At 66.7% G+C, this 24,098-nt stretch carries 22 protein-coding genes and 1 pseudogene; 10 read left to right on the top strand and 13 right to left on the bottom strand.

Going from position 1 to position 24,098, the window contains the following annotated elements; all coding sequences use genetic code 11:
* Window positions 1-39 precede the first annotated feature (39 nt).
* Window positions 40-2,133 (top strand): ATP-binding protein, encoded by a 2,094-nt coding sequence (locus JOF56_RS19465; protein WP_209640086.1) that lies wholly within the window; start codon window positions 40-42, stop codon window positions 2,131-2,133.
* 81 nt (window positions 2,134-2,214) lie between these two features.
* Here the strand turns inward: JOF56_RS19465 and JOF56_RS19460 are convergent, their stop codons facing one another.
* Window positions 2,215-3,807 carry an MFS transporter gene (locus JOF56_RS19460; RefSeq protein ID WP_209640083.1) on the bottom strand — a complete coding sequence of 531 codons (1,593 nt, stop codon included), beginning with the start codon at window positions 3,805-3,807 and terminating at the stop codon, window positions 2,215-2,217.
* A 130-nt stretch (window positions 3,808-3,937) separates the two neighbouring features.
* Window positions 3,938-4,363 carry a hypothetical protein gene (locus JOF56_RS19455; protein WP_209640079.1) on the bottom strand — a complete coding sequence of 142 codons (426 nt, stop codon included), beginning with the start codon at window positions 4,361-4,363 and terminating at the stop codon, window positions 3,938-3,940.
* A 101-nt stretch (window positions 4,364-4,464) separates the two neighbouring features.
* On the opposite strand from JOF56_RS19455, the gene JOF56_RS19450 reads away from it, so the two are divergent.
* The 3 genes and pseudogenes from JOF56_RS19450 to JOF56_RS19440 form a co-directional block, all read left to right on the top strand.
* Entirely contained in the window at window positions 4,465-5,055 is a 591-nt protein-coding gene (locus JOF56_RS19450) for a helix-turn-helix domain-containing protein (RefSeq protein WP_209640076.1), read from the top strand.
* 128 nt (window positions 5,056-5,183) lie between these two features.
* Entirely contained in the window at window positions 5,184-6,056 is an 873-nt protein-coding gene (locus tag JOF56_RS19445; protein WP_209640073.1) for a class I SAM-dependent methyltransferase, read from the top strand.
* 77 nt (window positions 6,057-6,133) lie between these two features.
* Window positions 6,134-6,250, top strand: a pseudogene (locus JOF56_RS19440) (helix-turn-helix domain-containing protein); the annotation flags it as partial.
* Between the two features lie 19 nt (window positions 6,251-6,269).
* Here the strand turns inward: JOF56_RS19440 and JOF56_RS19435 are convergent.
* Genes JOF56_RS19435 through JOF56_RS19425 form a run of 3 tightly spaced genes read right to left on the bottom strand, consistent with a single transcriptional unit; the run spans window position 6,270 to window position 10,987 of the window.
* The gene (locus JOF56_RS19435; RefSeq protein WP_209640070.1) at window positions 6,270-8,645 is read right to left on the bottom strand and encodes an ATP-binding protein; all 2,376 of its coding nucleotides are present in this window, start codon (window positions 8,643-8,645) and stop codon (window positions 6,270-6,272) included.
* Window positions 8,646-8,651: 6 nt separating this feature from the next.
* Entirely contained in the window at window positions 8,652-8,885 is a 234-nt protein-coding gene (locus JOF56_RS19430) for a hypothetical protein (protein ID WP_209640066.1), read from the bottom strand.
* Window positions 8,882-10,987, bottom strand: coding sequence for an ATP-binding protein (locus tag JOF56_RS19425; RefSeq protein WP_209640063.1), 2,106 nt, complete (start codon window positions 10,985-10,987; stop codon window positions 8,882-8,884). Before JOF56_RS19425 ends, JOF56_RS19430 begins: the two co-directional genes overlap by 4 nt.
* Before the next feature lie 192 nt (window positions 10,988-11,179).
* Here JOF56_RS19425 and JOF56_RS19420 point away from each other — a divergent pair, with 192 nt between their 5' ends.
* Together JOF56_RS19420 and JOF56_RS19415 are read left to right on the top strand one after the other, a co-directional pair.
* Window positions 11,180-11,440 (top strand): metallothionein, encoded by a 261-nt coding sequence (locus tag JOF56_RS19420; protein WP_209640060.1) that lies wholly within the window; start codon window positions 11,180-11,182, stop codon window positions 11,438-11,440.
* A gap of 78 nt (window positions 11,441-11,518) precedes the next feature.
* Complete coding sequence (locus JOF56_RS19415; RefSeq protein WP_307855158.1) at window positions 11,519-13,804, top strand: ATP-binding protein; 2,286 nt, start codon at window positions 11,519-11,521, stop codon at window positions 13,802-13,804.
* A gap of 50 nt (window positions 13,805-13,854) precedes the next feature.
* On the opposite strand, the gene JOF56_RS19410 is transcribed toward JOF56_RS19415, so the two are convergent.
* Complete coding sequence (locus JOF56_RS19410; RefSeq protein ID WP_209648339.1) at window positions 13,855-14,847, bottom strand: methyltransferase; 993 nt, start codon at window positions 14,845-14,847, stop codon at window positions 13,855-13,857.
* A 99-nt stretch (window positions 14,848-14,946) separates the two neighbouring features.
* A complete protein-coding gene (locus JOF56_RS19405) occupies window positions 14,947-15,714 on the bottom strand; it encodes an acyltransferase (protein WP_209640054.1) in 768 nt (255 codons plus the stop codon).
* 1,096 nt (window positions 15,715-16,810) lie between these two features.
* Between JOF56_RS19405 and JOF56_RS19400 the strand changes: the two genes are divergently transcribed.
* The 4 genes from JOF56_RS19400 to JOF56_RS19385 all read left to right on the top strand — a co-directional run bounded on the left by JOF56_RS19400 (window position 16,811) and on the right by JOF56_RS19385 (window position 19,216).
* On the top strand, window positions 16,811-17,311 hold the full coding sequence (locus JOF56_RS19400) for a hypothetical protein (protein WP_209640052.1): 501 nt from the start codon (window positions 16,811-16,813) through the stop codon (window positions 17,309-17,311).
* A gap of 122 nt (window positions 17,312-17,433) precedes the next feature.
* Complete coding sequence (locus JOF56_RS19395) at window positions 17,434-17,862, top strand: calcium-binding protein (protein WP_209640050.1); 429 nt, start codon at window positions 17,434-17,436, stop codon at window positions 17,860-17,862.
* A 26-nt stretch (window positions 17,863-17,888) separates the two neighbouring features.
* Window positions 17,889-18,377, top strand: coding sequence for a hypothetical protein (locus JOF56_RS19390; RefSeq protein ID WP_209640047.1), 489 nt, complete (start codon window positions 17,889-17,891; stop codon window positions 18,375-18,377).
* Window positions 18,374-19,216, top strand: a complete 843-nt coding sequence (locus JOF56_RS19385) for a hypothetical protein (protein WP_209640044.1) — start codon at window positions 18,374-18,376, stop codon at window positions 19,214-19,216. Before JOF56_RS19390 ends, JOF56_RS19385 begins: the two co-directional genes overlap by 4 nt.
* 290 nt (window positions 19,217-19,506) lie before the next feature.
* Here the strand turns inward: JOF56_RS19385 and JOF56_RS19380 are convergent, their stop codons facing one another.
* The 6 genes from JOF56_RS19380 to pgsB all read right to left on the bottom strand — a co-directional run bounded on the left by JOF56_RS19380 (window position 19,507) and on the right by pgsB (window position 24,098).
* Window positions 19,507-19,761 (bottom strand): lasso peptide biosynthesis PqqD family chaperone, encoded by a 255-nt coding sequence (locus tag JOF56_RS19380; protein WP_209640041.1) that lies wholly within the window; start codon window positions 19,759-19,761, stop codon window positions 19,507-19,509.
* Entirely contained in the window at window positions 19,758-20,114 is a 357-nt protein-coding gene (locus JOF56_RS19375; protein WP_209640039.1) for a hypothetical protein, read from the bottom strand. The genes JOF56_RS19380 and JOF56_RS19375 overlap by 4 nt, the downstream gene beginning before the upstream one ends.
* A 276-nt stretch (window positions 20,115-20,390) precedes the next feature.
* A complete protein-coding gene (locus JOF56_RS19370; protein ID WP_209640035.1) occupies window positions 20,391-21,173 on the bottom strand; it encodes an AfsR/SARP family transcriptional regulator in 783 nt (260 codons plus the stop codon).
* Between the two features lie 175 nt (window positions 21,174-21,348).
* Window positions 21,349-22,419, bottom strand: coding sequence for an NlpC/P60 family protein (locus JOF56_RS19365; protein WP_209640033.1), 1,071 nt, complete (start codon window positions 22,417-22,419; stop codon window positions 21,349-21,351).
* Between the two features lie 12 nt (window positions 22,420-22,431).
* A complete protein-coding gene (locus JOF56_RS19360) occupies window positions 22,432-22,914 on the bottom strand; it encodes a poly-gamma-glutamate biosynthesis protein PgsC/CapC (RefSeq protein ID WP_307855157.1) in 483 nt (160 codons plus the stop codon).
* Window positions 22,911-24,098, bottom strand: a complete 1,188-nt coding sequence (pgsB, locus tag JOF56_RS19355) for a poly-gamma-glutamate synthase PgsB (RefSeq protein WP_209640031.1) — start codon at window positions 24,096-24,098, stop codon at window positions 22,911-22,913. Before pgsB ends, JOF56_RS19360 begins: the two co-directional genes overlap by 4 nt.

The raw sequence follows: 24,098 nt of genomic DNA, 5'->3' as shown, positions 1-24,098 counted from the left end.
CCCCGTGTCAGCCGCATCCGGCAACTTCGTCAACCCGACATGACCGGCACCAGGTCGCGTCGACCGAAAGGCAATCTTCCTGCCGAGACCACCAGTTTCGTCGGCCGGCGGGGAGAAGTCGGCAAAGCCAGACGCCTGCTGTCGACCGCCCGCCTGGTGACGCTGACCGGGGCCGCTGGGGTGGGCAAGACCCGGCTGGCCCTGCGCGTGGCCGCGCAGCTGCACGACGGGTTTCCCGACGGTGTGTGGCTGGTCGAACTGGCGGCGCTGGCCGATGACAAGCTGCTGCCCCAAACGATCGCCGATGTCCTGGGGATTCAGGATGGGTCGGCTCGGCCACTGCTGGACACGGTCTCGGGCTACCTCGAGGACAAACGGCTGCTGTTGGTGCTGGACAACTGCGAGCACCTGGTGGATGCCTGCGCGATCCTGGCGGACAGGCTCCTGCGCACGGCGCCGGACCTGCGGATCCTGGCCTCCAGCAGGCACGCGCTGCGAGCGGCCGGCGAGCACCTGCTGGAGGTGGCGCCGCTGCCCGTGCCGGACCTGAACCAGGCACAGCGCCGGCCGACGCGATATGCGGCGGTGCGCCTGTTCGGTGAGCGGGCCGCGGCCGCGCTGCCGGGTTTCCGGGTGGGTGCCGGCAGCCGCGACACCGTCGCCCGGATCTGCCATCGGCTGGACGGCATCCCGCTGGCCATCGAACTGGCCGCGGTCCGGGTGCGGGCGATGCCGGTCCACCAGATTCTGCGCCGGCTGGACGACTACTTCGAGTTCCTGGCCGAGGGAAGCCGGGCCTCCATACCCCGCTTGCGGACGCTGCGCGCCACTATCGACTGGAGCTTCGACCTGTGTTCGGTCGAGGAGCAGGACATGTGGGCGCGGGCATCCGAGTTCATCGGCGGGTTCGACCTGAACGCCGCCGAAACCGTCTGCGCCGGCGAGGACATCGCCCGCGAGGCCGTCCTCGACCTCGTCGACAACCTGGTGAGCAAGTCCATCCTGACGCGGGTGGACGGTACGGCCATGGCGCGCTACCGGATGCTGGAGCCCATCCGCCAGTACGGCCAGGAACGACTGGCGTCGTCCGGCCACCGGACGACCGTACGGACCCGGCACCGGGACCACTACGGACGCCTGGCCAAGCAGGCCGAGCGGGCATGGCTGGGAGCGCAGGAACTGGAGCACTACGCCCAGCTTCAGTGCGAGCACGCCAACCTGCGGGCCGGGCTGGAGTTCTGCCTGACCGAATCCACCGAGGAGAAGGCCGGGCTCGACATCGGATCCGCACTGTGGATCTACTGGTTCCTCTCCTGCTCTCATACCGAAGGCCGCTACTGGCTCGATCGGGCGCTGGAGGCGAATCCGCAACCGAGCCCGGCACGGGCCAAAGCCCTGTGGATCAATGCCTGGCTCGCCCTGATGCAGGCCGACACCGCCGCGGCGCTGTCGATGGTCGGGGAAAGCCGCCGCTCGGCACAGCGGCTCGACGCCGAATCCGCCCTCGGCCACGCCCTGCGAGTCGCCGGCCTGGCCACGTTCTTCCAGGACGACGTCCCAGGCGGGGCCATGCTCCTCGATGAGGCGCTCGACTGCTTCCGCGCGGCCGGCGACCGCAGTGGCGTCTGGATCACTCTGCTCCAACTGGCCGGGATGACCGCGATCCTCGGAGAACCCCAGCGTGCTGTCGACCTCGGCGAGGAGTGTGTGGACCTCTCTCATACCCGCGCCCACCTGTCCAGGTCCTGGGCACTGTGGGGCCTGGCCATCAGTCGCTGGCTGATCGGCGATCGGGAGGGTGCCGGCGGGCTGGTCCGGGAAGTCATCCGAATCAACCACCGGCCGTCCAACCGGTGGAGCCTTGTCCACAGCATCGAGATACTGGGCTGGATCACGGCAGCCGAGGGACAGTACAGACGTGCCGCCCGATTGCTCGGGGCAGCCGACCCCATCTGGCGGTCGACCGGCGTACTACCGGGCACGCTCAGGCATCTGGCGCCGTCCCACCACCAGTGCGAGCAACAAACCCGCCAGTCACTCGGCGACGAAACGTTCACGCTCGCGTTCCGCGAAGGAACCCGCCTCACCATCGACGAGGCCATCGCCTACGCACTGGAGCCACAGCGAAGCTAGTTGTATTGACCACGAGCGTTGTTGACAGTGGGCGGGGTGGTTCTGTCTTTTGCTTCCGGCTGTGACCCGGCTCTTGTGCGGTCAGCCAGCGGCGACAGCCTCAGCGGGGTCTGTCTCGTCCGCGACCGCGGAGGGGGTGTTCCTGGGGCCGAGGAGAGCGATGTAGACGAGTAGGGCGCCCATGATGGCGGCGCCTGCCCACATCGCCTGCTGCCAGCCGTCGACGAAGGACTGGTGGGCTGCGCGGAGCAGGTCCTGTGCGTGCGGGCCGGTGCTGCCCGCCGCCTCGACGGCGTTGGCGACGCCTTCCCGGGCGGTGTCCGCGGCTCCCTGGGGGATGCCGTGCAGCCTGTCGTCGATGGCGCTGCGGTAGCCGGCGGACACGAGCGCGCCGAGCAGGGCGACGCCGAGTGCGGTGCCGAACTCGCGGGTGACGTCGTTGAGGGCGGAAGCGACACCCTGCTTCTCGCGCGGCAGGGAGGCGGTGATGGCCTCCGTGGACGGGGTCATCGACAGACCCATGCCGACGCCCATGGCGAGCAGGCCGGGCAGGACGGAGATGTAGCCGCCGCTGACGGAGACGAACAGCGCCATGAGCGCCATGCCGGCGCCGGCCAGTGCGATGCCCACGACCATGGTCGAGCGTGCGCCGATACCTGCGGCCAGCTTGGGGGCCAGGCCGGAGGCCATCATCATCGCGAGGGCCATGGGCATCATCGCGACCGTGGACAGCAGGCCCGACCAGTCGAGTACGGCCTGGAAGAACGGGAAGAGGACCACGCCGATGCCCGCCTGGACACCGAAGACCACCAGCAGAGTGAGCGAGCCGCCCGACAGTCCGCGCTCCCGGAACAGGCGCACGTCCAGCAGCGAGGCGTCGCGGCGGTGCAGCTCCCAGGCCACGAAGCCGATGGCGGCGACGAGGCCGACGGTCAGGCTGATCAGTGTCGCGGGCGCGGTCCAGCCGCGTTCGGGGCCTTCCTGCAGGACGGAGATGAGGCCGGTCACGGCGATCACGCAGACAAGGGCGCCGACGGTGTCGAATCGATGGGCCGAGGTCTCGCGGGAGTTGGGAACCGACTTCAGCGTCATGGCCAGGGCCACCAGGATCAGGACCACCGGCAGGGTGAACAGCCAGCGCCAGTCGGCGACGTCGACGAGGAGCGCGGCGAGGAACATGCCCAGGATGCCGCCGCCTCCGGCGACGCCGGTCCACACGCCGATCGCCTTGCCGCGCTGCTCTTCGGGGAAGGTGGAGGTGATGACGGCCAGCGTGATCGGCATGATCATCGCGGCGCCGATACCGCTGACCACGCGCGCGGCGAGCATCACCTCCGCTGTCGGGGCCAGGGCGGCGACCACGGTGGCGACGCCGAACACGCCGAGTCCGGCGACGAGCATGGGCTTGCGGCCCAGACGGTCACCCAGGGCGCCGAGCGGCAGCAGCAGCGCAGCCAGGGCAAGGGTGTAGATGTTGATGATCCACAGGACCGTGCTCTGGGAAGCGTCGAATTCCACGGCCATGTGGGTCTGCGCGATGTTCAGCCCGGTCGCCGAGGCGATCACCGCCATCAGGGCGATCGAGACGGTGATCAGGATCGAGCGCAGCTGACGCGCATCAGGGGCACCCCCGTCGTCGGCCTGCGTGGCCTGTACGGGCTGGTTCGTACTCATGGATTCCTCTCAAAATGGGCATGCCGAGTCAGCGCCGGAGCAGGGCCGGTCGCCGGGTGAAGGGGGATGGGCGAGGCCCCGGGCCGTCGCACGCATCGAGGGTGTGCGGGCCCCGGTGCCGAGCCGGATGTCAGAGGGCGGGAGTTTCGCCCTGGGTTGCGGCGAGGGCCGCGTTGGTGTCTGCGGTGGCCAGCATGCTGTTGATGTGGGCGCCGGCCAGGGCACCGGCCGCTGCGGAGGCGCCGACCTGGGCGGCGAGGTCGGTGGCGTTGCCCGCCACCCACACGCCCGGCACCTCGGTGGTGCCTGCCATGCCGGAGGCGAAGCGGCGGCCCATGTTGTCGGGCAGGTCCTCCACCGGCAGCTTCAGACCACCCAGGCCCTCGATGCGGGCTTCCATCCAGGTGGCGACCGCGATCACGCGGCGGGCCACGACCTGGCCGTCGGTCAGGCGCAACCCGCCGAGGGTGCCGTCCTCGTTGTTGACGACCTCCTGCACCGGGGTGTCGACGGTCCCACCGGGCAGTGCGTCACTCGCGCACGGAGAAGTTGTCACAGCCATGGCCTCCTGCCTTTCTCGTGCACTGGTCCCAGACGTCGCGGCCATCTGCACACGACGCTAAGCCCGGCTTGCCGTGAAGGCATACAATGTTGCTCATGACGCAAGAAGATGGAGACCTGGACAGCCTCGTACGCAAACGCATCCGCGCCCTGCGGGTAGCGCAGGGCTGGTCCCTGGAGGAATTGGCCTCCCGCGCCCACCTCAGCCAGTCCTCACTGAGCCGCATCGAGAACGGTCAGCGCCGCCTCGCACTGGACCAGCTGGTCACCCTCGCCCGCGCCCTGGACACCACCCTGGATCAGCTCGTGGAGACCGCCACCGACGACGTCGTCACCAGCCCGACGATCGACAGCACCCACGGCCGGATGCGCTGGACCATAAAGGCCGACCCCGGGATGAGCGTGGTGCGCCAGCGCATGACCGAACCACCCCCCGAGAACCCGGCCCGCATGCGCGCCCACCCGGGACGTGAATGGCTCGTCGTCCTGTCCGGCACGGCGACCCTCATGCTCGGCCACCGCCGCTTCCGCCTCGAGACCAACCAGGCCGCCGAATTCCCCACGATGATGCCGCACGCGATCGGCGCCGAGGGCGGACCCTGCGAGATCCTGGGCATCTTCGACCGGGACGCCCGCCGTGGCCACCAGAGCGACAACGGCGACGACGCTCAGGGCGCTCCCGAATGATTGCGCGGGCCGCGCGACGACCTCCGCACCGATGACCTCTTGCGCGTCGGGCAGCACCCCCGGCCATCATCTTGCGTAGACCGGGACACTTTGTGCCGCAGGGGCATATCCGTCTTAGTGTGAAGAGCATGAACCACGCACCCACACACACCCCCCACCACGGCGCTTCGCACGGTCACCACCACGAGCACGCAATGGACGGCCAGGCGGAGATCCTCGACCTGGACGCCGAAGTCCTCGCCGAGCACACCGCCTCGATCACCGCATGGCTGCCGCTGCAGACCGCCCCACGCCACATCGTGGACCTGGGCTGCGGTACGGGCGCGGGCACCTTCGCCCTCCTCGACCGCTTCCCCGACGCGCACGTCACCGCCGTCGACGCATCCCCCGAACACCTTCAGCGCCTGCGCACCAAGGCATGCACCCTCGGCGTCCAGGAGCGCATACGCACCGTGCAGGCCGACCTCGACGAAACCGCTTGGCCCGACCTCGGCTCACCGGACCTGGTCTGGGCGTCGGCCTCGATGCACCACATGGCCCACCCCGACCGCGCGCTGCGCACCGTCTACGACACGCTCATGCCGGGCGGCCTGTTCGCCGTCGTCGAACTGGCCGGCCATCCCCGCTTCCTGCCCGAAAACGCCCCCGAGGACCGGCCCGGCCTGGAAGAGCGCGTCCACGCCGCAGCCGACCGCCGCCAAGCCGAACACATGCCCCACCGCGGCGCCGACTGGGGCCCGATGCTGACCGCCGCCGGATTCACCATCGAGGGCGAACGCACCATCGCCGTGAACCTCGACGGCACCCGCAGCGAAGCAATCGGCCGCTACGCCACCGGCGTCCTACAACGCATCCGCAGCGTCATCGCAGACAGGCTCTCCCCCGAGGACCTCACCGCGCTCGACCAACTCCTCGACACCAGCAGCCCGCACAGCATCCTGCGCCGCGACGACCTGACGGTACGCACCGAGCGCACCGTCTGGGCCGCCCGCCGTAACTGACCACGGACGGTTCCTCCCGCCAGGGCGGGCCCGCCGCCGAGCCCCCGGGCGGTGATTGACCAGACGACCAACAACCGTCCCACGTCGCCGACGAAATGGGGATCTCCCGCACCACAGCCCACAAATGGATCCGCCGCCGGCGAGCCGAAGGCGATCAAGGGCTGCACGACCGCTCAACCCTGCGGGTCAATACAGCTAGTGCGGTGACCACCGTCAGTGCGGCTCCTGAGCGGCACCCTGGTGCTCGACGACCCAAGCGGCGACCTGAGCACGGGAGGTGAATCCGAGTTTCGTGAGAATGCGCTCGACGTGGCCTTCCGCGGTGCGCTGGGCGATGACCAGCGCGGTGGCGATGTTCTTGTTGCTCAGTCCCTGCGCGATCAGGCCGGCGACCTGTTGTTCGCGGCGGGTCAGCGGCGTGGCAGCAGCCGAGGATGATGGTGCAGGCCGGTGTTCCTCTTCGAGGGCGTAGGCGAGGATGTCCTCACGGGTGAGGGCTTGACCGTGGCGGAAGGCCTCGGTGAACGCCGCGTCGCCAAGTGCGTCGCGGGCTTGCCGTTCGCAGGCGTTGTGATGGCCGGTGAATTGTTCCATCGAGGCGATGGAGGTGCCGGAGTCGGCGAAGAATCTGTCGGTGGCGCCCAGCAGGGTGGCGGCGCGCCGGTAGTGCTGCCGGCCGGCGGTGATCCAGGCCAGTGTCTCCAGACCCAAGGCCAGGTTGTATGGATTCTCCTGCGTCAGTGCCCGGGCGATTCGCAGGTTCTCCACCGCTTGTGCGGCCGCGTGGGGAAGATCCCCCTGCACCCAGGCCGCGACGGCGCCGCCCCACAGCGCGAGGGCTCGGTAGAGGGCTCCCTGCCGGGACTCGGCGACCGCCAGCATCTCCCGCTGGACGACGTCGGCCCATTCCCGCTCACCCGCCAGCCCGGCGGCCACCCCGAGCGTGATCAGCATGTTCATCTGCACGTCCAGGTCGGGCTCCGGCTGTGTGGACAGGATCGTGCGGGCCCGTGTCAGGATGTCGATCGCGCGGGGCAGGTCGTTGGCGAACAGCGCGCCCAGTCCCCGGATGTAGGCGGCGTGGCCGATCTCGGTGCCGTTGTCCAGGCGCCGGGCAAGGTCCTCGCCCTGGTCCAGCAGCCGCATTCCGGTGTCGGCGTCGCCTTGTGCGAGTGCCAGCTGGCTGTTGACCAGCAGTGCTCGGGCGTGCAGCGCGCTGGCACCCGTGGCCTGGGCGAGTGCCCGGTCGAGCCACCGCCGGCCCTCGCCGAACAGGCCCCGGGTCCACCAGTAGTGCAGGGGCAGGGTCGCCACGATACGCAGCGCGTCCTCGGCCTCGCCGGACTCGGCCAGGCAGTACTCCACGGCGGCGCGCAGGTTGGGGTGCTCGCGGCCGAGCCGGGCCAGCCAGTAGGCCTGCCGGTCACTGACCCACTCGCCGCGGGCGCGGACCACCAGCTGCAGGTGCCAGTCGCGGTGCCGCTGCCGCAGCAGCGATTGCTCCCCGTCCTCGATGAGTTTTTCCTGGCCGTAGCCGCTGATGGTCTCCAACATCCGGTACCGGGCCGACCCATCGCCCTGGTCGGCCCGGATCAGGATCGACTTTTCGAGCAAGCCGGTCACCAGGTCGAGCATGTCCGTATCGGGCAGGCTGTCGTCGGCGCAGACGCCCTCGACGGCGTCCAGCTCGAACCCCCCGGCGAACACCGACAACCGCGCCCACAACACCCGCTCCGGCTTGGCACACAGCTCGAACGACCAATCCACACACGCCCGCAGCGTCCGCTGCCGCTGCGGCACGTCGCGCCGGGCCCGGCTCAGCAGCGAGAACCGATCGGCCAGCCGATCGAGGATCTGCTCCGGCGACAACACCCGGCTCCAGGCGGCGGCCAGCTCGATCGCCAACGGCAGTCCATCCAGGCGGCGACACAGATCGGCCACCGCGCGGCGGTTGCCCGCAGTGAGACCGAAACCGGGCACCACCACCTCGGCACGAGCCAGGAACAGCGCCACCGACTCACACCGGCTCACCTGCGCCAGGCCGGGCCGACGACGGAGGTCCGGGACGGGCAACGGCGGCACGGAATAGGCCGTCTCCCCGGCGATGGTCAACGGTTCCCGGCTGGTCGCCAGCACCCGCAGCCGCGGGCAGGCCCGCAGCAACTCCTCGGTCAAGATCGCACACGCCGGCAACAGATGCTCACAGTTGTCCAGGATGAGCATCAGCCGCCAGTCGGCGAGTTGCTCGGCCAGCATCCGCAGCGGCGCCCCGCCCTGGTCGCGCAACCCGAGTGCGGCCGCCACCAGGAACGCCAGCACATCCGGGTCCTGAACTTCCTGGGTATGCAGGGCCAGGTCGTGCAGTTCGGCCAAGTCGACGAACCACACCCCGTCGGCGAACGCACGCCGCACATCCGCCGCCACCCGCAGGGCCAGCCGCGTCTTACCCGTCCCTCCGACACCGGTCAACGTCACCAACCGGGAGTCCGCCAACAGCCGCTTGACCTCACCCAGCTCCCGCCGACGGCCGATGAAGCTGCTCACCTCGGAGGGAAGATTCCCGGCCTTGCCCGCACGCACCTCTGGCATAGCGCTTCAACTCGTCGCCACGCCGACTCGCAGGATCAGGTTTCCGTTGCCGTCGACCGAGGCCGGCACGCCGTCGGGGACGAACACCGTCGCGTCGAGCTGTTGCACGACAGCGGGCCCGGCAATGGACGTACCAGCAACGAGTTGGGTCCGCCGGTATGCCTCGCCTGTATCCAGGTTCCAGGCGAAGACATCAGTGAACGTGCCCCCGACATCAACGGCGACGCTGTACTCGGTCATGGCTGGTGGCTCAGGGCGTAGGCGATGGCGTGCTCGCTGGTGAATTGGGTGCCTTCGCTGAAGAGGGCGGTGAATGCCTCATTTCCCAGCGCTTGGTGGGTGCGTTGCCGGCAGAGTTCGTGTGCCGGGGCGAGGTGCCGCAGTTCGGCCGGTGAGGATCCGGTTGACCGCCAGAGCCGGTCGGCGGCCCCGAGCAACCGAGCGGCGCGCTGCTTGTGTCGTTCCGCTGCCGCGTTCCAGGCCAGTATTTCCAGGCAGTGAGCCGTACCCCACTGATCGTCCAGTGGTCGTCCGGTGCGCAGTGCTTCCCGGGTCAGCCGGTCGGCCTGCTGCCGATCGCCGGTGATCCACCGCCCAAGTCCGTACACCCACAGTGCCCATGACTTGGACATGGATCCGCCGCGGTCCTCGACCAGGCTCAGGCACTCCTCGCCGCAGTCGACCGAACGGTCGGGGTCACCATTGGCCGCGGTGGCCACAACCAGGTGCAGCAAGTTGATCCAGACACCGCCGCGGTCCCCGGTCGCCCACAAGCCGGGCAGGGCGTCCTCGAACAGCGCCACCGCACGGGGGATGTCATCGCGGAAGAACGCGAAGACCCCGGAAATCCGGATGGCCTGCGCGAGGGAGTGCTCATCGTCCACCCGCTCGGCCAGGACGCGGCTTTCCCGCGCCAGTGACAGTCCTGCGGCCCAGTCGGCCTGGAGAAGCGCGAGCCACCCGTTGACCCAGAAGGCCTTGGCCCTCGCCGGGCTGGGCTCCCGGTCCACCTCCAGGGCGCTGTCGAGCCAGTGGCGGGCCTCGCTGAACCAGCCGGAGAGAGTCCAGTAGTTCCACAGACAGGCCGCGATCTCCACCCCGGCCCGTGCCTGGCCGGGTTCGGTCAGGCAGAACTCCAGCGCGGTCCGCAGGTTGGCGTGCTCGCGCAGGAACCAGACGAACCAGGCCTGCTCGTCCGGCCCCACCCACGCCCGCTCAGCCCGCTCGGCCAGCAGGCGGTAGTGGTCCCGGTGCCGCAGCCGGACAGCCGTTTGGTGGCCGGATGACGCCAGTCGCTGCTCACCGTACTGGCGAATGGACTCCAGCATCCGGTACCGCGCCGTCTCCCCTTGGTCGATCCGGATGAGGACGGACTTGTCCATCAGCCCGGCCACCAGCTCCAGCACGTCCTGTCGCGCGATACCGGTGCCGGTACAGACTTCTTCCGCGGCCCGCAGGTCGAACCCGCCGGTGAACACCGATGCCCGCGCCCACACCCTCTGTTCCTGCTCGGAGCACAGGTCGAAGCTCCAGGTGATCGCGGTATGCAGCGTCTGCACCCGCGGCAGCGCGGTCCGGCTGGCCTCCGCCAGCAGCTCGAAGTACGAGTTCTCCAGCCGGGTCAGGATCTGCTCCAGGGACAATGCGCGTACACGTGCCGCGGTCAACTCGATCGCCAGCGGTATTCCTTCCAGCCGCCGGCACAGGCAAGCGACCGCCGCGCGATTACGCGCATCGACTGTGAAACCGGGCCGGGCGAGCGCCGCCCGCGTGGCGAACAGTCGTACCGATGCATTGTGCGCCAGTGTGCGGGTGGTTACGGGCGTCTCGGTGTCGGGAGTCGGCAACGGCGGCACCTCGAACAGGCGCTCCCCGCCAGACCGCAACGCCTGCCTGCTGGTGGCCAGCACTCGCAGCCGGGGCGCCGCCCGCAGCAGGTCGTGCACCAGCATCGCGCACGCATCCAGCAGGTGCTCGCAGTTGTCCAGCACCAGCATCAGGTCTTTGTCGTGCAAGAACGCCACCAGCACGTCCATCGCAGGCCGAGAGGACTGATCCCGGATACCCAACGCGTCAGCGACCGCCTGGACCAGGAACTTGTCATCCTCCAGCGCGGCCAGCTCCACCAGCCACACCCCGCCAGGAAAAGCATCCGCCAGCCGCGCGGCCACCCGCATGGCCAGCCGGGTCTTACCCACCCCCGGCCCGCCGGTCAAGGTAACCAGCCGATGTCGGCGCAGCATCCGCTTCGTCGCAGTGACCTCCTGACGGCGACCGACAAAGCTGGTGGCTTCGGCGGGAAGGTTGCCCGCCAAGAGACGCGAACCGGTACGTACCGTCACGGGTTTCGGCTTTCTGCCCTGTCACAGAATCCGCATCAAGAGTGACCCAGCAACCCGGCAGGTTGGAACAACAGGGGCAGGCGCAACCTCGTCAGTGACTACCAGACGCCAGACCACCACCGTTGCACCCGCGTCGTTCGAAGCACAGGGTGGACAGGTACCGGGACAACCCAGCATTGGGAGGCACGCCCGATGGCTATCTGCGACGTGTGCGGGAACGACTACTGGCTGACCTTCGAGGTACGCACGGCCGGTGGGAACGTGCACACCTTCGACAGTTTCGAGTGTGCGGTCACCAGACTCGCCCCAGTGTGCGAGCACTGCGAATGCCGGATCCTCGGCCACGGTGTCGAAGTGGCCGGCCGCTTCTACTGCTGTGCGCACTGCGCACGGGAGGCCGACTCCAAACTGGGCGCGCAGATCCGCGACGCCGTGGGTGTCCACCCCGGCTGACGAACTCCAGAGTCCACTATGGACGGTCCCGTCGGGACGGCGCCCGCGCGAGGGGCGACAGGCAATCTTCGGGCCGACGTGACGAGTTTCGTGGGTCGGCGGCAGGCCACGGCCGAGGTGAAACGCGTCCTGTCCGCGTCCCGGCTGGTGACGTTGACCGGCGTGGGCGGGGTGGGAAAGTCCCGGCTTGCCCTGCACGTGGGCCGCGAGGTTCGCCGGGCGTTTCCCGACGGGGTGTGGCTGGTGGAGCTGGCCACGCTCAGCGATCCGGCGCTGGTGGAGCAGACCGTCGCCGCGGCGCTGGACTTGCTCGATCATTCGCACCGGGATCCGGCGACTGTGCTGGTCGAGTTCCTGGCGGACAAGCGTCTGCTGCTCATTCTGGACAACTGTGAGCACTTGCTGGACGGTTGCGCCAGCCTCGCGGGTCGCTTGCTGACCACCGCCCCGCAGTTGTCCATGCTGGCCACCAGCAGACAACCGCTCGGTATAGCCGGTGAACATCTCTGGCCCGTCCCACCGCTGGCCCTGCCACCCACCAACGTTGGCGCGCAGGCACCGAAGGGCACTTATGACGGTCTGGCGTTGTTCGAGGACAGAGCGGCCGCGGTTGTCGCGGGTTTCACCCTGGACAAGAACAACAGGCTCGCGGTGACCCGGCTGTGCCGACGGCTGGACGGGCTGCCGTTGGCGATCGAACTGGCCGCGGTCCGGCTGCGGGTGTTGTCGGTGGAGGAGATGCTGGTCCGGATTGAAGACCGGTTCATGCTCCTGACGGGCGGGAGCCGCGCGGCCCTGCCACGCCATCAAACCCTGCGCGCGGCAGTCGAGTGGAGCTTCGAACTGTGTTCGAAACCGGAACGACTGCTCTGGGCCAGGTGTTCGGTGTTCGCAGGTGACTTCGACGAGGATGCGGCCGAAGGCGTGTGTGCCGATGCGGGGCTGACTGTCGGCGAGGTCTTCGAGGCGATAAGCGGGCTGGTCGACAAATCGATTCTGACTCGGGAGGAACGCGCGTCCGGATCGCGCTACCGGATCTTGGAGACCATCCGCCATTACGGGCGGGAACGGCTGGAGCAGGCCGGCGACACCGCTCTGCTGCGCCGTCGGCACCGCGACTACTACCTGGACCTGGCCGCACAGGCCGACGCGGACTCAGGCGGTCCGCGCCAGTATGAGTGGGCCGAGCGGCTGCGGGCTGAGCGGGCCAACCTGTTCGCGGCACTGGACTACTGCCTGACCGTTCCCGGACAGGAGCGGGAAGGGCTGCGGCTGGCCGCTTGCTTGTGGTTCTACTGGGCCGCCTGCGGATCAGTCCGGGACGGCCGGTACTGGCTCGACCGGGCGCTGGCGACAGACCCGGCACCCAGCCGGGAACGCGCAAGGGCACTGTGGACCAACGGATGGATCGCCTGCTTGCAGGGCGACATCCAGGCCGGTCTGGCCTTGGTGGAAGAAGGCCGGAACCTCACCCAGAAGCTGGGCGACGAGACCGGCCTGACGTATGCGATCCAGATCCTGGGCTGGGCGAAAATGATGTCCGGCGACCTGCCGCAGGCGATGTCACTCTTTGATCATGCCCTGGCCCGCCACCGGACGTCGAACCGCTGGACCGCCCAAGCGTTGATCATTTTTCCGATGCAGGTATTCACTGCCGGTCTCTCCGGAGACTCCGGCCGTGCCATGACGGTTCTCGACGAGTCCCGGGCCGTCTGCGCGCGGCAGGGAGACCGCTTGGCCATGTCCTGGACGCTGTGCTGTGTCGGCAACTGGTGGGCAGCGGGAGACCGCCCGCAAGCGGCGGCCTACCTGCGTGATTCCCTCCGCGTCAAGCGTGACTGGAACGACCAGTTGGGCTACCCGTTCTGCGTGGACCCCCTGTCGTGGGTTGCCGCCGCGGAGGGTGACTGGACCCGGGCGGCCGTGCTGCAGGGGGCGGCGGACAAGATGTGGGGGCCGATCGGCACGCCGCTGTGGGGCTTCGCCTCCTTGATCGCCCAGGGTAAGCAATGCAGGGCGCGAGCTCGCGAGGCCCTCGGTGAACGTGCTTACCAGACCGCTATCCAGCAGGGCGCACAGATGAGCCCAGAAGCGGTCCTTGCCTACGCACTGGGCGAAAAGCCGTCCACACGCGCAACCGATCCCGCCGGGCCACCAGCGGCCACGTCGGTGCTGACGAATCGGGAGCGGGAGGTCGCCACCCTGATCGCACAAGGATTGACGAACAAGGAGATCGCGGCCAGATTGGTGATCGCCCAGCGCACCGCGGAAGGACACGTCGAACGCATCCTCACCAAGCTCGGCCTCACGTCACGAACCCAGGTGGCCACCTGGCTCACCCGCAACGACTCCCGGCGAACTTGATCAACGGAAGCACTCTTCACCACGGCTCACAGGCGGTCACCGTCGAGTGTTCAGGCTTTGCGGGCCAGGACCACGCCGTTGGCGCCAGGTGCGGTGAAGGGATGGACCCGGATATCGGCGAAGCCGGCATTGGCCAGCCACGCTCGGTACTCGGCTGCGGTGTAGTTACGGCCGAAGGTCTCGACGAGCATGGCCAGGCTCATCAGCGCCGCGTCCAGGGGGCCGTCCTTCGTGTCGGCCACCAGCAGTTCGCTGATGAGCAGGGCTCCGCCGGGGGCGAGGGCGGCGAAGCATTTGTCAAGGATCCGGTGGCAGTCCGGTGGTGCCCAATCGTGCAGGATGTTCGACAGCAGGATGGTGTCGTAGCCGGTCGGCAGTGGCTCGGTGCTGAAGAAGTCGCCGGGGACGAGGGTGATGCGGTCGGCCAGGTTCGCCTCCTCGATCTTGGGGCGGGTCAGCTCGCACACTGAAGGCAGGTCGAACACCGCGGCCCGCAGGTGCGGGTACTGCCGGCACAGCTCGATGTCCTGGCCGCCGCCACCACCGCCGACGTCGAGCAGGGCGCGGGTGCCGGAGAAGTCCACGGTCTGGCCCAGCACCGGGGCGGTCACTCGGGAAATCGCCGACATCGCGTCCCAGAATGTCTCCATCATGACCGAGTCCGGGTTGTCGAACAGGGACGATTTCTCCTCCGGGTCGAACACCGTTGGCCGGTTGGTGCGCAGCGCCTCGCCCAGCCGCATCCAACCTGGGTAGTCGTGGAGCTCGAGCATGTCCACCCAGGCGCCGAAGTAGCCAGGCTGCCCTCGGACAAGGTGGTTGTCCGCCACCGGCGTGTTGCGGTAACCCTCGCCGTCCCGTTCCAGCAAACCCAGTCCGGCGCAGGCGGTCACCAGCAGCTCGGTCGGGCGTTCGTGGAGCTCCAGAGCGTCGGCCAGTTCAGCAACGGTGCACCCTGGCGCGGCGGCCAGAAGGGTGAACAGGTCCAGTTCATGAGCGGCGACCAAGGTCTTGGACATCCACAACCCTGACGTTATTCGCATGATCGGCTGAACGGAGGTCGCGTCATCAGTGTGTGCCACGAATATCACTCCTCACAGGTCACGACCAGCTATCGCTCGGGTCGCTGAGGTCCGGGACGATCAGTGGTCACCACCGGAGTCCTCAAGGATCTTGCGGACCGCTTCGCGCGCCTTGCGGTCCATGTCCGCGATCGCAGTCCGCCGCTCAGCCTTGGCCTCGTAATCAGCCAGCCGGTCACGCACGACCTTCGCCGGCGTACCCACAGCGATCGCGTAGTCCGGGATATCCCCACGCACCACGGAATGCGCGCCCAATACGCAGCCGCGGCCGATCCTGGTGCCACGCAACACCGAGACCTTGGTGCCGATCCAGGTGTCCGGGCCGATCCGCACCGGTGCCTTGACAATGCCCTGGTCCTTGATCGGCTGGTGGATGTCGTCGGTGACATGGTCGAAGTCGCAGATGTACACCCAGTCCGCGACCAGCGAGGCGTCGCCGAACTCGATATCCAGGTAACAGTTCACCACGTTCGCACGGCCGAACACCGCCTTGTCACCGATCCGCAGCGACCCCTCGTGACACCGGATGGCGTTGCCATCCCCGATGTGCACCCACCGGCCGATCTCCATGCGGCCAAAGCCAGGCCGGCAGTGGATCTCGACGTTCTTACCGAGAAACACCATGCCCCGCAGGATGATGTGCGGGTTCGCCAGCCGGAACTTCAGCAGCCGCCAGTACCTGACCAGATACCACGGCGAGTAGGCCCGGTTGCGCAACACCCACCGCAGCGAGTCCATGGTCAGGAACTTGGCCTGGCCCGGATCCCGCCGCACCCGCCACCAGCCTCGCGCCCGCGCAGCTACAGGCGAGCCCCACATCGACGTCATGCGTGGAGACGGTAGATGATGACCGCGGCCGACCCGCGAGGCGTCCGGATGCCGGTGGCCTGATAGGCATGACTCTCCTCGCCTGGTGAAGTTCGCGTGAAGGAGTGCCACGATGGCCCTCGCATCGGCTGCCCGCAACACATAGCGGAGGCGAATACCGGACAAACACGCCTATCCGCCAACGGACTGTCACACCAGCGGAGGACCCGGCATTCCTCCAAGACGGATACGACCGCGGATATCTCGCCAGACCAGTGACCTCGCCGACATCCGTTCCGGGGAGTCCGGCTGTACCCGTGCGGCTGCACATTCCACGTCCCTCGGCACCCGACCAGGAGCCATCAGTGGGTGTGTGACGCGCTTTGGCAAGTTGTCGTCACTGGCATTTTACGCCACCGCGCGATATTGCCGACGGCCGGCCGTCGGGTAAAGGTGTGGAACGCGGAAAGTAAACCGCAAGACGACGGGCAGGTGGTGGCCGCCGAGGCGGTCACGACATACAGGGCGATTTCGTTCGCCATTTCACAACGATTGTTGTTTCGTTGATTCTCCACAGAGAGTTGGGCCATTTCGGTGAGGCATCTCACGAGTCGAATCATGAGCCGCACTGAACGCGGCGGCCTCTTATTGGCCGCAGCGTTCACACTGGGCTTATCACCCCGGCCTCCGTGACCAGAGCGGAATCTTCCAACGACGTGAAAATCGACATCCACGGGGGGCGGCACCGTCACCTTCGGCGGTTGCGGCTAAGACGGGCAGCACAAGGCGGGCGGACCCCAGCGCCCTGTTCTCCATGGCTGCCCCGTCTCCATGTGGCCTGTGAGCCCTCCTATGGGGAGAGGAGGCTCACAGGCCACGCTGTCCAGTTATCCCCTCCAGGCCGAGGCACGACATACGTGGCAAGTTGTCGTCACCGACACGTTGCGCCACCGTTCGACATTACCGAAGGCCGACCATCAGGTAAAAGGTGTAGAACGCGGAAGTCAACCGCGAGATGCCGGGAAGGTGATGGCCGCCAGGGCGGTCATCGCAGATTTCAGGGAATTCGTAATTCTACGATGATTGTTGATTCTCTCCAGAGAGAAGGTCATTTCCTATGGGACACGTCATGAATCGAAACATGGGCCGCGCCGGACGCGGTGCCGCCATCGCAGTAGCAGCAGTATTCGCGATGGGCTTATCCAACCCAGCGAGCGCGACCCAGAGCGGAACCTTCAACGACGTGAAAATCGATATTCACGGAGGCAACGCCGCCGCTTTCAGCGGCTGCGTCAACTACGCGAAGGCGAGCGCGAAAAGGAACAAGATACCCCAGTCCAACGCATGCAAGAACTTCGCCAGTGCCGCCGGAGGCTCGGTCGAGCTGGCGCAAGTCTCATTGTTCGTCGACCAGGAGGGCAACGGACGCACGACGCACAACAACGTCAAAATCGCGATCTCCGGCGGTGACGCCACCGCGGTCGCCGGCTGTGTGAACTACCTGCAGGGCACCGCGACGCCGGCACAAGTCGACGCCTGCAAGAACGCCGCGGACGCGCAGGGAGGCAGCGTCAAGCTGAACAACGTCGACATCGTCATCATCCAGCTCGGCGGCTAGGACAGGCAGCGGGACTGGGCGGCGCACCGTCCAGCCACCACCCCTGCTCCTGTCCACTGTGGCCTGCGAGTTCGTCTGGCGAGAGGGCTCGCAGGCCACACCGAACGAACAAAGGTGATGACATGACAACACTGACAGCACAACTCTTGGCCGTTGTTGTCGCCTCATCGGGCTTGCTTCCAGCAACTGCCGGGCCATCGAACCCGCCGGCGAAGTGCACGATCCTCGGCACAGCAGGCAACGACTACCTGCGCGGCACACCGGGCGACGACATCATCTGTGGTCTCGCGGGCAACGATGTGCTGCTCGGCCGTGATGGCAACGACGTGCTCATCGGCGGACCCGGCCGGGACATCCTCGTCGGTGGGCCCGGCAACGACGAACTCCTTGGCGACGACGGCGACGACGTGCTCCTGGACACCAGCGGCATCGGCTTCGAAGGCGGGGGTGACGGTACCGACCACTGTATCGGAACAGGAGGGACAGAGTTCGTCGATTGCGAACGCGTGATCACGCTCCCGAACCATGAGCGGGGACCAGCGGTCAGATGAATCCTCGGGCGAAAGGAGGAAGAACAATGCTCATGTCACGGTTGCGGCGGCTGGTCCCGGCCGTGATTGTGCTCGCCGCGTTCACGACGACCGGCCAGGCCCACGCCTCGACCGGCTTTGTCGATGCCCATGCCGGCTGGAAAGGTGATGTTCTCACGGTGAGCTTCCGGGAAACTGGTCTTCAGCCTGGCGTGGCGACGACGATCTCGGTGACGGCGAGGGGCGTGGTCGACGCGGTGTGCAAGAAGGCCGGCACCGTCGTGATGTCCGTGCGCGCCACCGGGACGGTGAAAGACGTTTCCGACTACACAGCAGCGAACGACGGATCGGTCGACGGTGTGCGTGTCCTCGACTTGTCGGTGAGAATCCCGGCAGCACAAGGATTGGACTGCACCTTGGCGGCCAGCCGGCTGTTCTTCGTCGCACTGGAAGACCTCACCACGGGCGCCGCAATGGAGATCCACGGCCAAGACCCATCCGGTTGGACAGCCAGCGAAGGAGCCGGACTGCCATGAGCGATCACAGATCTCGTCGTCCCGCCCGTGCGGCGCTCGTCGTGCTCGTGGTTTCCGCCGTGCTCGGCGCCGGATTGTCCACGGCCGCACCCGCTGCGGCCGGCGACGCGGATATCCGGATCGTTGGCGGCGACGCCTCGAGCGCCATGGTTTGCGGCAACGTCGCCGCAGCACAGGATCTGGCGCGTCAACGTGGCATCGCGATACAGCGCACCAAATGCACCGCCAGGGCCGTCGCAGGAAACGTGGTTCTGGAGAACGTGGACATCTATGTCCGCAGCGCCGCACCGGCGAGCGGCGACGACGCCGTGCTCGCCGCGTTCGGCACGAACAAAGCTCCCGGCGTCGCCCAGGCGAACTGCAACGATCACCGTCCGCCCGACCCTGGCGGAAGGCAGCTCAACAAATGCTGGGCGATCGCTCACGGCGGACAGCTGTTGCTTGAGAACGTCAAGCTCGTCAACCACCACAGCGATGGCAGCATCAGTTCGCGATCGGTGACCGGCATGGCCTTGCCTGCCGGTAACGGGACCGCTGACGCGTTCTGCGCCAACATCGTCTCGGATCCGCTGAACCAGCGGGACGACTGCGGCGGCACGGGAGCGGGTGCGGCCTGGAGCATGCGGGGCGTGGATGTCGTCATACACAACCCGGACGGCACTTCCTCGACCCGGCGTGGTATCACCATCGAAGTCCGGGGTGGCGACGCGAACGCGACCATCCACTGTTTCAACGTCACGGATGGCAAGGGCCGGGTCATCCAGATCAACGTCTGTAACGCCGACGTGCACGGCGGCGAGGCGACGCTGCGCAACGTCACGATCCACAGCACCGCCTAACGGAGTTGGGGGAGATCCGGTAGCCCCTCGCGGCGGTGTTCGTGGCGGCTGCTGGAGGTGGCATCGTCCCGAGTGTGCCCTTCCGGCCACCTTCGGCAGTCGTCAGGGTCGTTGTCCAGTGCGCTATGCAGGGTAAGTACTTTCTTGGAATCGGTTGGGATGACGAGATCCTCGACCAGCGCGCGTTCCAGCCACCCACCTGGCGATGACGCCGGTCCGGGCGGCATCGATCACCTGCCGCACGAGCATCGGCTGGATCAGTCCGGCGGCGGGCGCCGCCGGGGTTCCGCTCAGGCGGTCACCAGCCCGGCTTCGTGAAGCCGGGCCAGCAAGTTGTGCACGTCCCTGGTCACTGTGTCCCGATCCACCAGGTAGCGATCGAGCACCTCGGTGATCGCCTGGTCGATGTCGCCACCGTCGAGCAACACCCGCAATGCCAGCACACCAGTCGAGCTGATGAGCCAGTACACCCCACTCAACTCGTCGAGCAAGGCTGTTCCGTAGTCCGTCTCAGCGAAGGCGACATGCCCGCGCAGCCTGGTCATCGTCGCTCCAACTGTCCGGCGTGCAGCCTGTCCATGCCGACAACGCAAGTCAGACGCGTGACGGTGATGGGGCAGTACCCCATCACCGTCACGCGCGATCTCCCCACCTCGGCCACACGGATTACCTCCGCTGACCAGTTACCTGGCAGCCATGGCCGGCCCGAACCGTGGGGTACCGGCAGCGGTGCGTCCTGACGCACCATCACGGTGGCATTGCCGCAGGCATCGGAACCAGGCAAGGCCATGAACCGTGAGGCACTGGGCGCCGATGCGGGGAAGCTCATCATCTCACTATGTTCCTGTTGCCTTTCACCAATGATGCTTGTGGAGCCGGCAAGGGCGATCTCGGCCACGACCCTTGATACGACATCCGGTGGCCTTGGCGAAGGCGATTCGCCGGCGATTCATTCGGAGGCACAATGCGCGAGTTCAATGCCGAAGCTTCACGAGTCGGCAGCCACAAGCACTGGCCTGTCATAACGTACCGTTCATGCGTCCTCCCATCGGACGAAGGCAAATCGGACCAGCCGGCGAGAGATGCGGCTCGATGGACGACGAGCGGTTCAGCCGACCATTCTGGTTGACCCGACTATGGTTCATTGCCGGCTCACTGGAAGTAAGGCGCGACACTACTGGCGTTGACGCAGGTCTCGGAGGAACGGTCCGGTCAAATCGCCGGTCAACATCTGCTGGTGCAGTTGCCGCAGTTCGGCGCCTGGCTCAATGCCGAGCTCCTCGGCAAGGAACCGATATGCTGTTTGGTAAGCGGCCAGCGCCTCAGCGCGCCGCCCGGACTGACACAAGGCGACAAGCAACCTGTACCACACGTGTTCTCGCGTGGGATACTCCATCGTCAACGCGCGCAGCGTCGGAATAACGACATGATGCTGGCCGAGTGCGACGTGGGCATCGATCAGGTCCTCACGAACGGCCCAGCGATGTTCCTCCAGCCTGGTCGACTCAGTCTGCTTGACGGCCACCGGCAGTTCCTCGAAGGGCTCACCGCGCCACAGGTCGAGCGCGGCCTGGAGGTGTCCGATGGCCCTGCCGGGGTCGCCGTCCTGCAGCGCCTCTCGCCCCTTGCGCGCCGCTTCCTCGAACAGGAACACGTCGAGCTCGTGCCGATCGGCGAACACTCGATATCCGCCAACGCGACTTTCGATCCGGTTTTCGAGATCATTGGCATCAATCAGTTTTCGACGCAGTTGTGACACATACGTCTTCATATTCCCGAACGCGTTCCGTGGCGAATCACTCACCCACAGCGTCTCGTGGATGAGATCAGTGCTCACCCAGTTCCCAGGAGTGAGCAGCAACAGCGAGAGCAAGGTCCGCTGCTTGTGTTGCGTTATCGGCAGCGACGCACCATCCGGACCGCAAACATCCAATGGTCCAAGAAGGCGGAACATCATGATCTACCCCTTTAGTTCCGCAAACACCTACGACGGCAGGCGCCGCAGCTGTTACACATTCTCCAACGCCCAAATCCGAAGCCGTAAGGCATATGCCCAAACAAGGCGCTCGTACTACCGTACCAGGAGATCACAGCGAGGGCAGTGGCCAGGAAAACGGCCTACAGAGGTAGGGTCAGATCCGCTTGGCAGCACGAAACACTTTGGAGAAATGGCCACCTCCGTCGAGAATCGAGGCGCCGCCAAAATCGCCGAACGTAGGCCCGTCGGCCGTCGGCCGGCTCGAAATGAACCGATGATGATGACCACTGTCCATCCCTAGATAAATACCAGCGAAATCGATCTGCTTGCCGCCATCCGAGTCGAGATCGAAAAATACGAGATCACCAGGCTGCAGCAGGTTGTACGCTTGTGTGCGCTCGCCATCGTCAGGGATGACCTGCACACCGGAACCGAGTTCGTACATCGCGTGGGCACTGCGTGGCAACCCGGCGCCGCGCGTGTTCGAACCGAGCAGTGGATAGCCGAGCCGGTAGCCGTAGACCAGCCGCAGGAAGCCCGAGCAGTCGACCGCGCCATAGGTTCCCTCGGCGGGTTTTCTGCGCACCCCGTCGGGAAACGTCCACCGCATGCCGAGGTACTCGTAGAAGTCGGCGGTCACCGACGCCGTCTGATCGTCCACTTCGGCCCGACCGGATGACGCGTCACCACGGAAGCGCACGTTCTTCTCGTTCGTCCCGCTCGGCGCGCCATCGAGGTATTCCATGGCGACGCCGAGAGCGTCCGGGCTACGGTCGCCCAAAGCCGAATCCAGCCACGGCCGAAACCAGGCCGCCCGCTCCTCGCCCTCCCGCCACTCTTGTGCGATGAGCCGCACCCAAACGTTGGAGGTGACGGTGGCCAGGGTCGTCCGCGGTTCTCGGAACGTCCGGCTGTGCCCGGTGAGGACGACCGTATGAGCGCCGTCGGTGAGGGTGGCCACCACCACACCTGCGTCGTCTCGCACCACCGTCCGGGCGGGATTGGCCAGCCGTTCGTAGCGGTACGCCGACACGGCCGGAACAGCCGCGTCCTGAATTGCGAAGGCGTTGATCAAAGCCGGGGCTCCCGGACCTGATCGACCGTGTCCAAAGTAGAGCGTAGCGGTCACGGACAAGCCGACCACGACCAGTAGCGCGGTGACGCGAGTTGCCCGGCTCCAATGTTTCCGGCGTTCAATCCAGGCCAATGACATCAGCGAATCCACCTGTTTTCTTCCCTAGATCGTTGGCACGAGTCCGACCAGCACACCGCTGACGAGCACGCCGCAGGTGGCCATGCTGACCGCCGATGTCACCAGCAGCGTCGCGACGGGGGGTTGCCGCACCAGTTGGTATGCGATCAGTCCCGGCACGACGAAACCCAATGTCTGATGGGCGAACAGGAGCGGATAGTCGTTCTGGATCACCAAGAACAGCGAGCTCTGAAGCAGCACAGCGAGCAGAACGATCGCCGCGAACAGGCGCTTGCCGTACAAAATGGCGAAACGCCGCATCACCTTGGTACCCCCATAGGTGAGTGCGGTCATCAGCACGATGATCGCAGCGCGGCGGTAGTCCTCGACCAAGGTCAGCGCGAGCCAGCCAGGGCTGATCATTCCGCCGGGAGACAGATTCGTGATCAGTACACAGATCAGGGCCATCAACAGGCCGATGGCGAGCCCGATCGTCGCCACCTCCGCCGCGAGAAAGCGTGTGGTCACTGGCCACTCCCGACGCGTTGCAAGGCCTCGAACTGTTCCAGCAACCGCTCACCCTGGCCGTGGATACTGCCGACTGCGACGACAGAGGCGTAGTGATCGATACCCGCGATGATCCCGTCGAGTAGTTCGGCCGGGTGACGACACCCGCCAAGGTCCGTTGTCCTGTCCTGCCATCCGGCCGGGATGGCCACCCGGGCACTGCGGGTCGGCTCACCGATCAGCACCACTCGCTCAGGGTCGATCTTGCCGACCAGGGAGCCGATTTGGCCGTTGCGTTCGATCCGATCGGGACGGCAGCCGATGACCATGTGCAATGGCCGGGAGATCAGCCGTTCAGCCAGTAGTTCTTCGATGTTCATGAGGGTCGATTCCGGGTCGTTGGCGGCGAACATGTTGGCGAACCACAAGCGCTTGCCGGCCACCCGGTATTCCTCGACGCGAAGCGCGCCTGGATCCGGTGCGGCCGACCACATGCCGAGCAAGGCTGATCTTCGATCCACCCCGAGCTGTTGAGCCACGGCGAGCGCGACCGCCACGTTTTCCTTGAAGGTGATCCAACCGAAGCCACGTATCTCCTCGTCCGTAACGGACATCGGATCGACCACGACGAGCTCACAGTTTCTCCGCCCGGCCTCCTCGGACAGCACATCGAGCCGTTCCCGTTCGGCGGTGATACAGACACCGCCGATCGGCATGGACCGGCTCAGCGAGCGGGCGATGTCATCCGCGGTCGGCCCCATCTCAGCGACGTGGTCCATCCGGACATTGGAGATCACGCCGATCGTGGACTGGACGAGTTTGGTCTGGCTGATCTCCTGCAAGTCGGGCATCACAGCCATGCACTCGACGACCAACGCCGCGGGGCGATAAGCCGCGGCACGGCGTACGACGCTCACCTGCTCGACAACGTTCGCGATCTCGAACTTCCGGTAGACCGGTTCTTCGCTGCCGTCCGGGTGAATGAACCGCGCGGCGGTCCCGGTCGTCTTGGCGACGGTGACCACGCCACCGCCGCGCAGCGCCCCGGCACACAGTCTGGTGATGGTGCTCTTTCCCCGGGTGCCGTTGACGAGAATCCGTACGGGGATGTCGCGCAGATTGGCGTAGTGGCGGCGTTGCTCGACCACGCTGGCGGCCAGAGTCAGCAAGCAGCCAATGAGGTACACCACATAGCAGAACAACAT

This window comes from Kibdelosporangium banguiense, from assembly GCF_017876405.1.
Classification (GTDB): Bacteria; Actinomycetota; Actinomycetes; order Mycobacteriales; family Pseudonocardiaceae; genus Kibdelosporangium; species Kibdelosporangium banguiense.
This window is presented reverse-complemented; position numbering and strand designations above follow the sequence as displayed.

Coding starts and splice junctions, on each gene's coding strand:
- JOF56_RS19465 (WP_209640086.1), top strand. CDS start 40: ATGACCGGCACCAGGTCGCGTCGACCGAAAGGCAATCTTCCTGCCGAG.
- JOF56_RS19460 (WP_209640083.1), bottom strand. CDS start 3,807: ATGAGTACGAACCAGCCCGTACAGGCCACGCAGGCCGACGACGGGGGT.
- JOF56_RS19450 (WP_209640076.1), top strand. CDS start 4,465: ATGACGCAAGAAGATGGAGACCTGGACAGCCTCGTACGCAAACGCATC.
- JOF56_RS19445 (WP_209640073.1), top strand. CDS start 5,184: ATGAACCACGCACCCACACACACCCCCCACCACGGCGCTTCGCACGGT.
- JOF56_RS19435 (WP_209640070.1), bottom strand. CDS start 8,645: ATGCCAGAGGTGCGTGCGGGCAAGGCCGGGAATCTTCCCTCCGAGGTG.
- JOF56_RS19430 (WP_209640066.1), bottom strand. CDS start 8,885: ATGACCGAGTACAGCGTCGCCGTTGATGTCGGGGGCACGTTCACTGAT.
- JOF56_RS19420 (WP_209640060.1), top strand. CDS start 11,180: ATGGCTATCTGCGACGTGTGCGGGAACGACTACTGGCTGACCTTCGAG.
- JOF56_RS19410 (WP_209648339.1), bottom strand. CDS start 14,847: ATGCGAATAACGTCAGGGTTGTGGATGTCCAAGACCTTGGTCGCCGCT.
- JOF56_RS19405 (WP_209640054.1), bottom strand. CDS start 15,714: ATGACGTCGATGTGGGGCTCGCCTGTAGCTGCGCGGGCGCGAGGCTGG.
- JOF56_RS19400 (WP_209640052.1), top strand. CDS start 16,811: ATGGGACACGTCATGAATCGAAACATGGGCCGCGCCGGACGCGGTGCC.
- JOF56_RS19395 (WP_209640050.1), top strand. CDS start 17,434: ATGACAACACTGACAGCACAACTCTTGGCCGTTGTTGTCGCCTCATCG.
- JOF56_RS19390 (WP_209640047.1), top strand. CDS start 17,889: ATGCTCATGTCACGGTTGCGGCGGCTGGTCCCGGCCGTGATTGTGCTC.
- JOF56_RS19385 (WP_209640044.1), top strand. CDS start 18,374: ATGAGCGATCACAGATCTCGTCGTCCCGCCCGTGCGGCGCTCGTCGTG.
- JOF56_RS19380 (WP_209640041.1), bottom strand. CDS start 19,761: ATGACCAGGCTGCGCGGGCATGTCGCCTTCGCTGAGACGGACTACGGA.
- JOF56_RS19370 (WP_209640035.1), bottom strand. CDS start 21,173: ATGATGTTCCGCCTTCTTGGACCATTGGATGTTTGCGGTCCGGATGGT.
- pgsB (WP_209640031.1), bottom strand. CDS start 24,098: ATGTTGTTCTGCTATGTGGTGTACCTCATTGGCTGCTTGCTGACTCTG.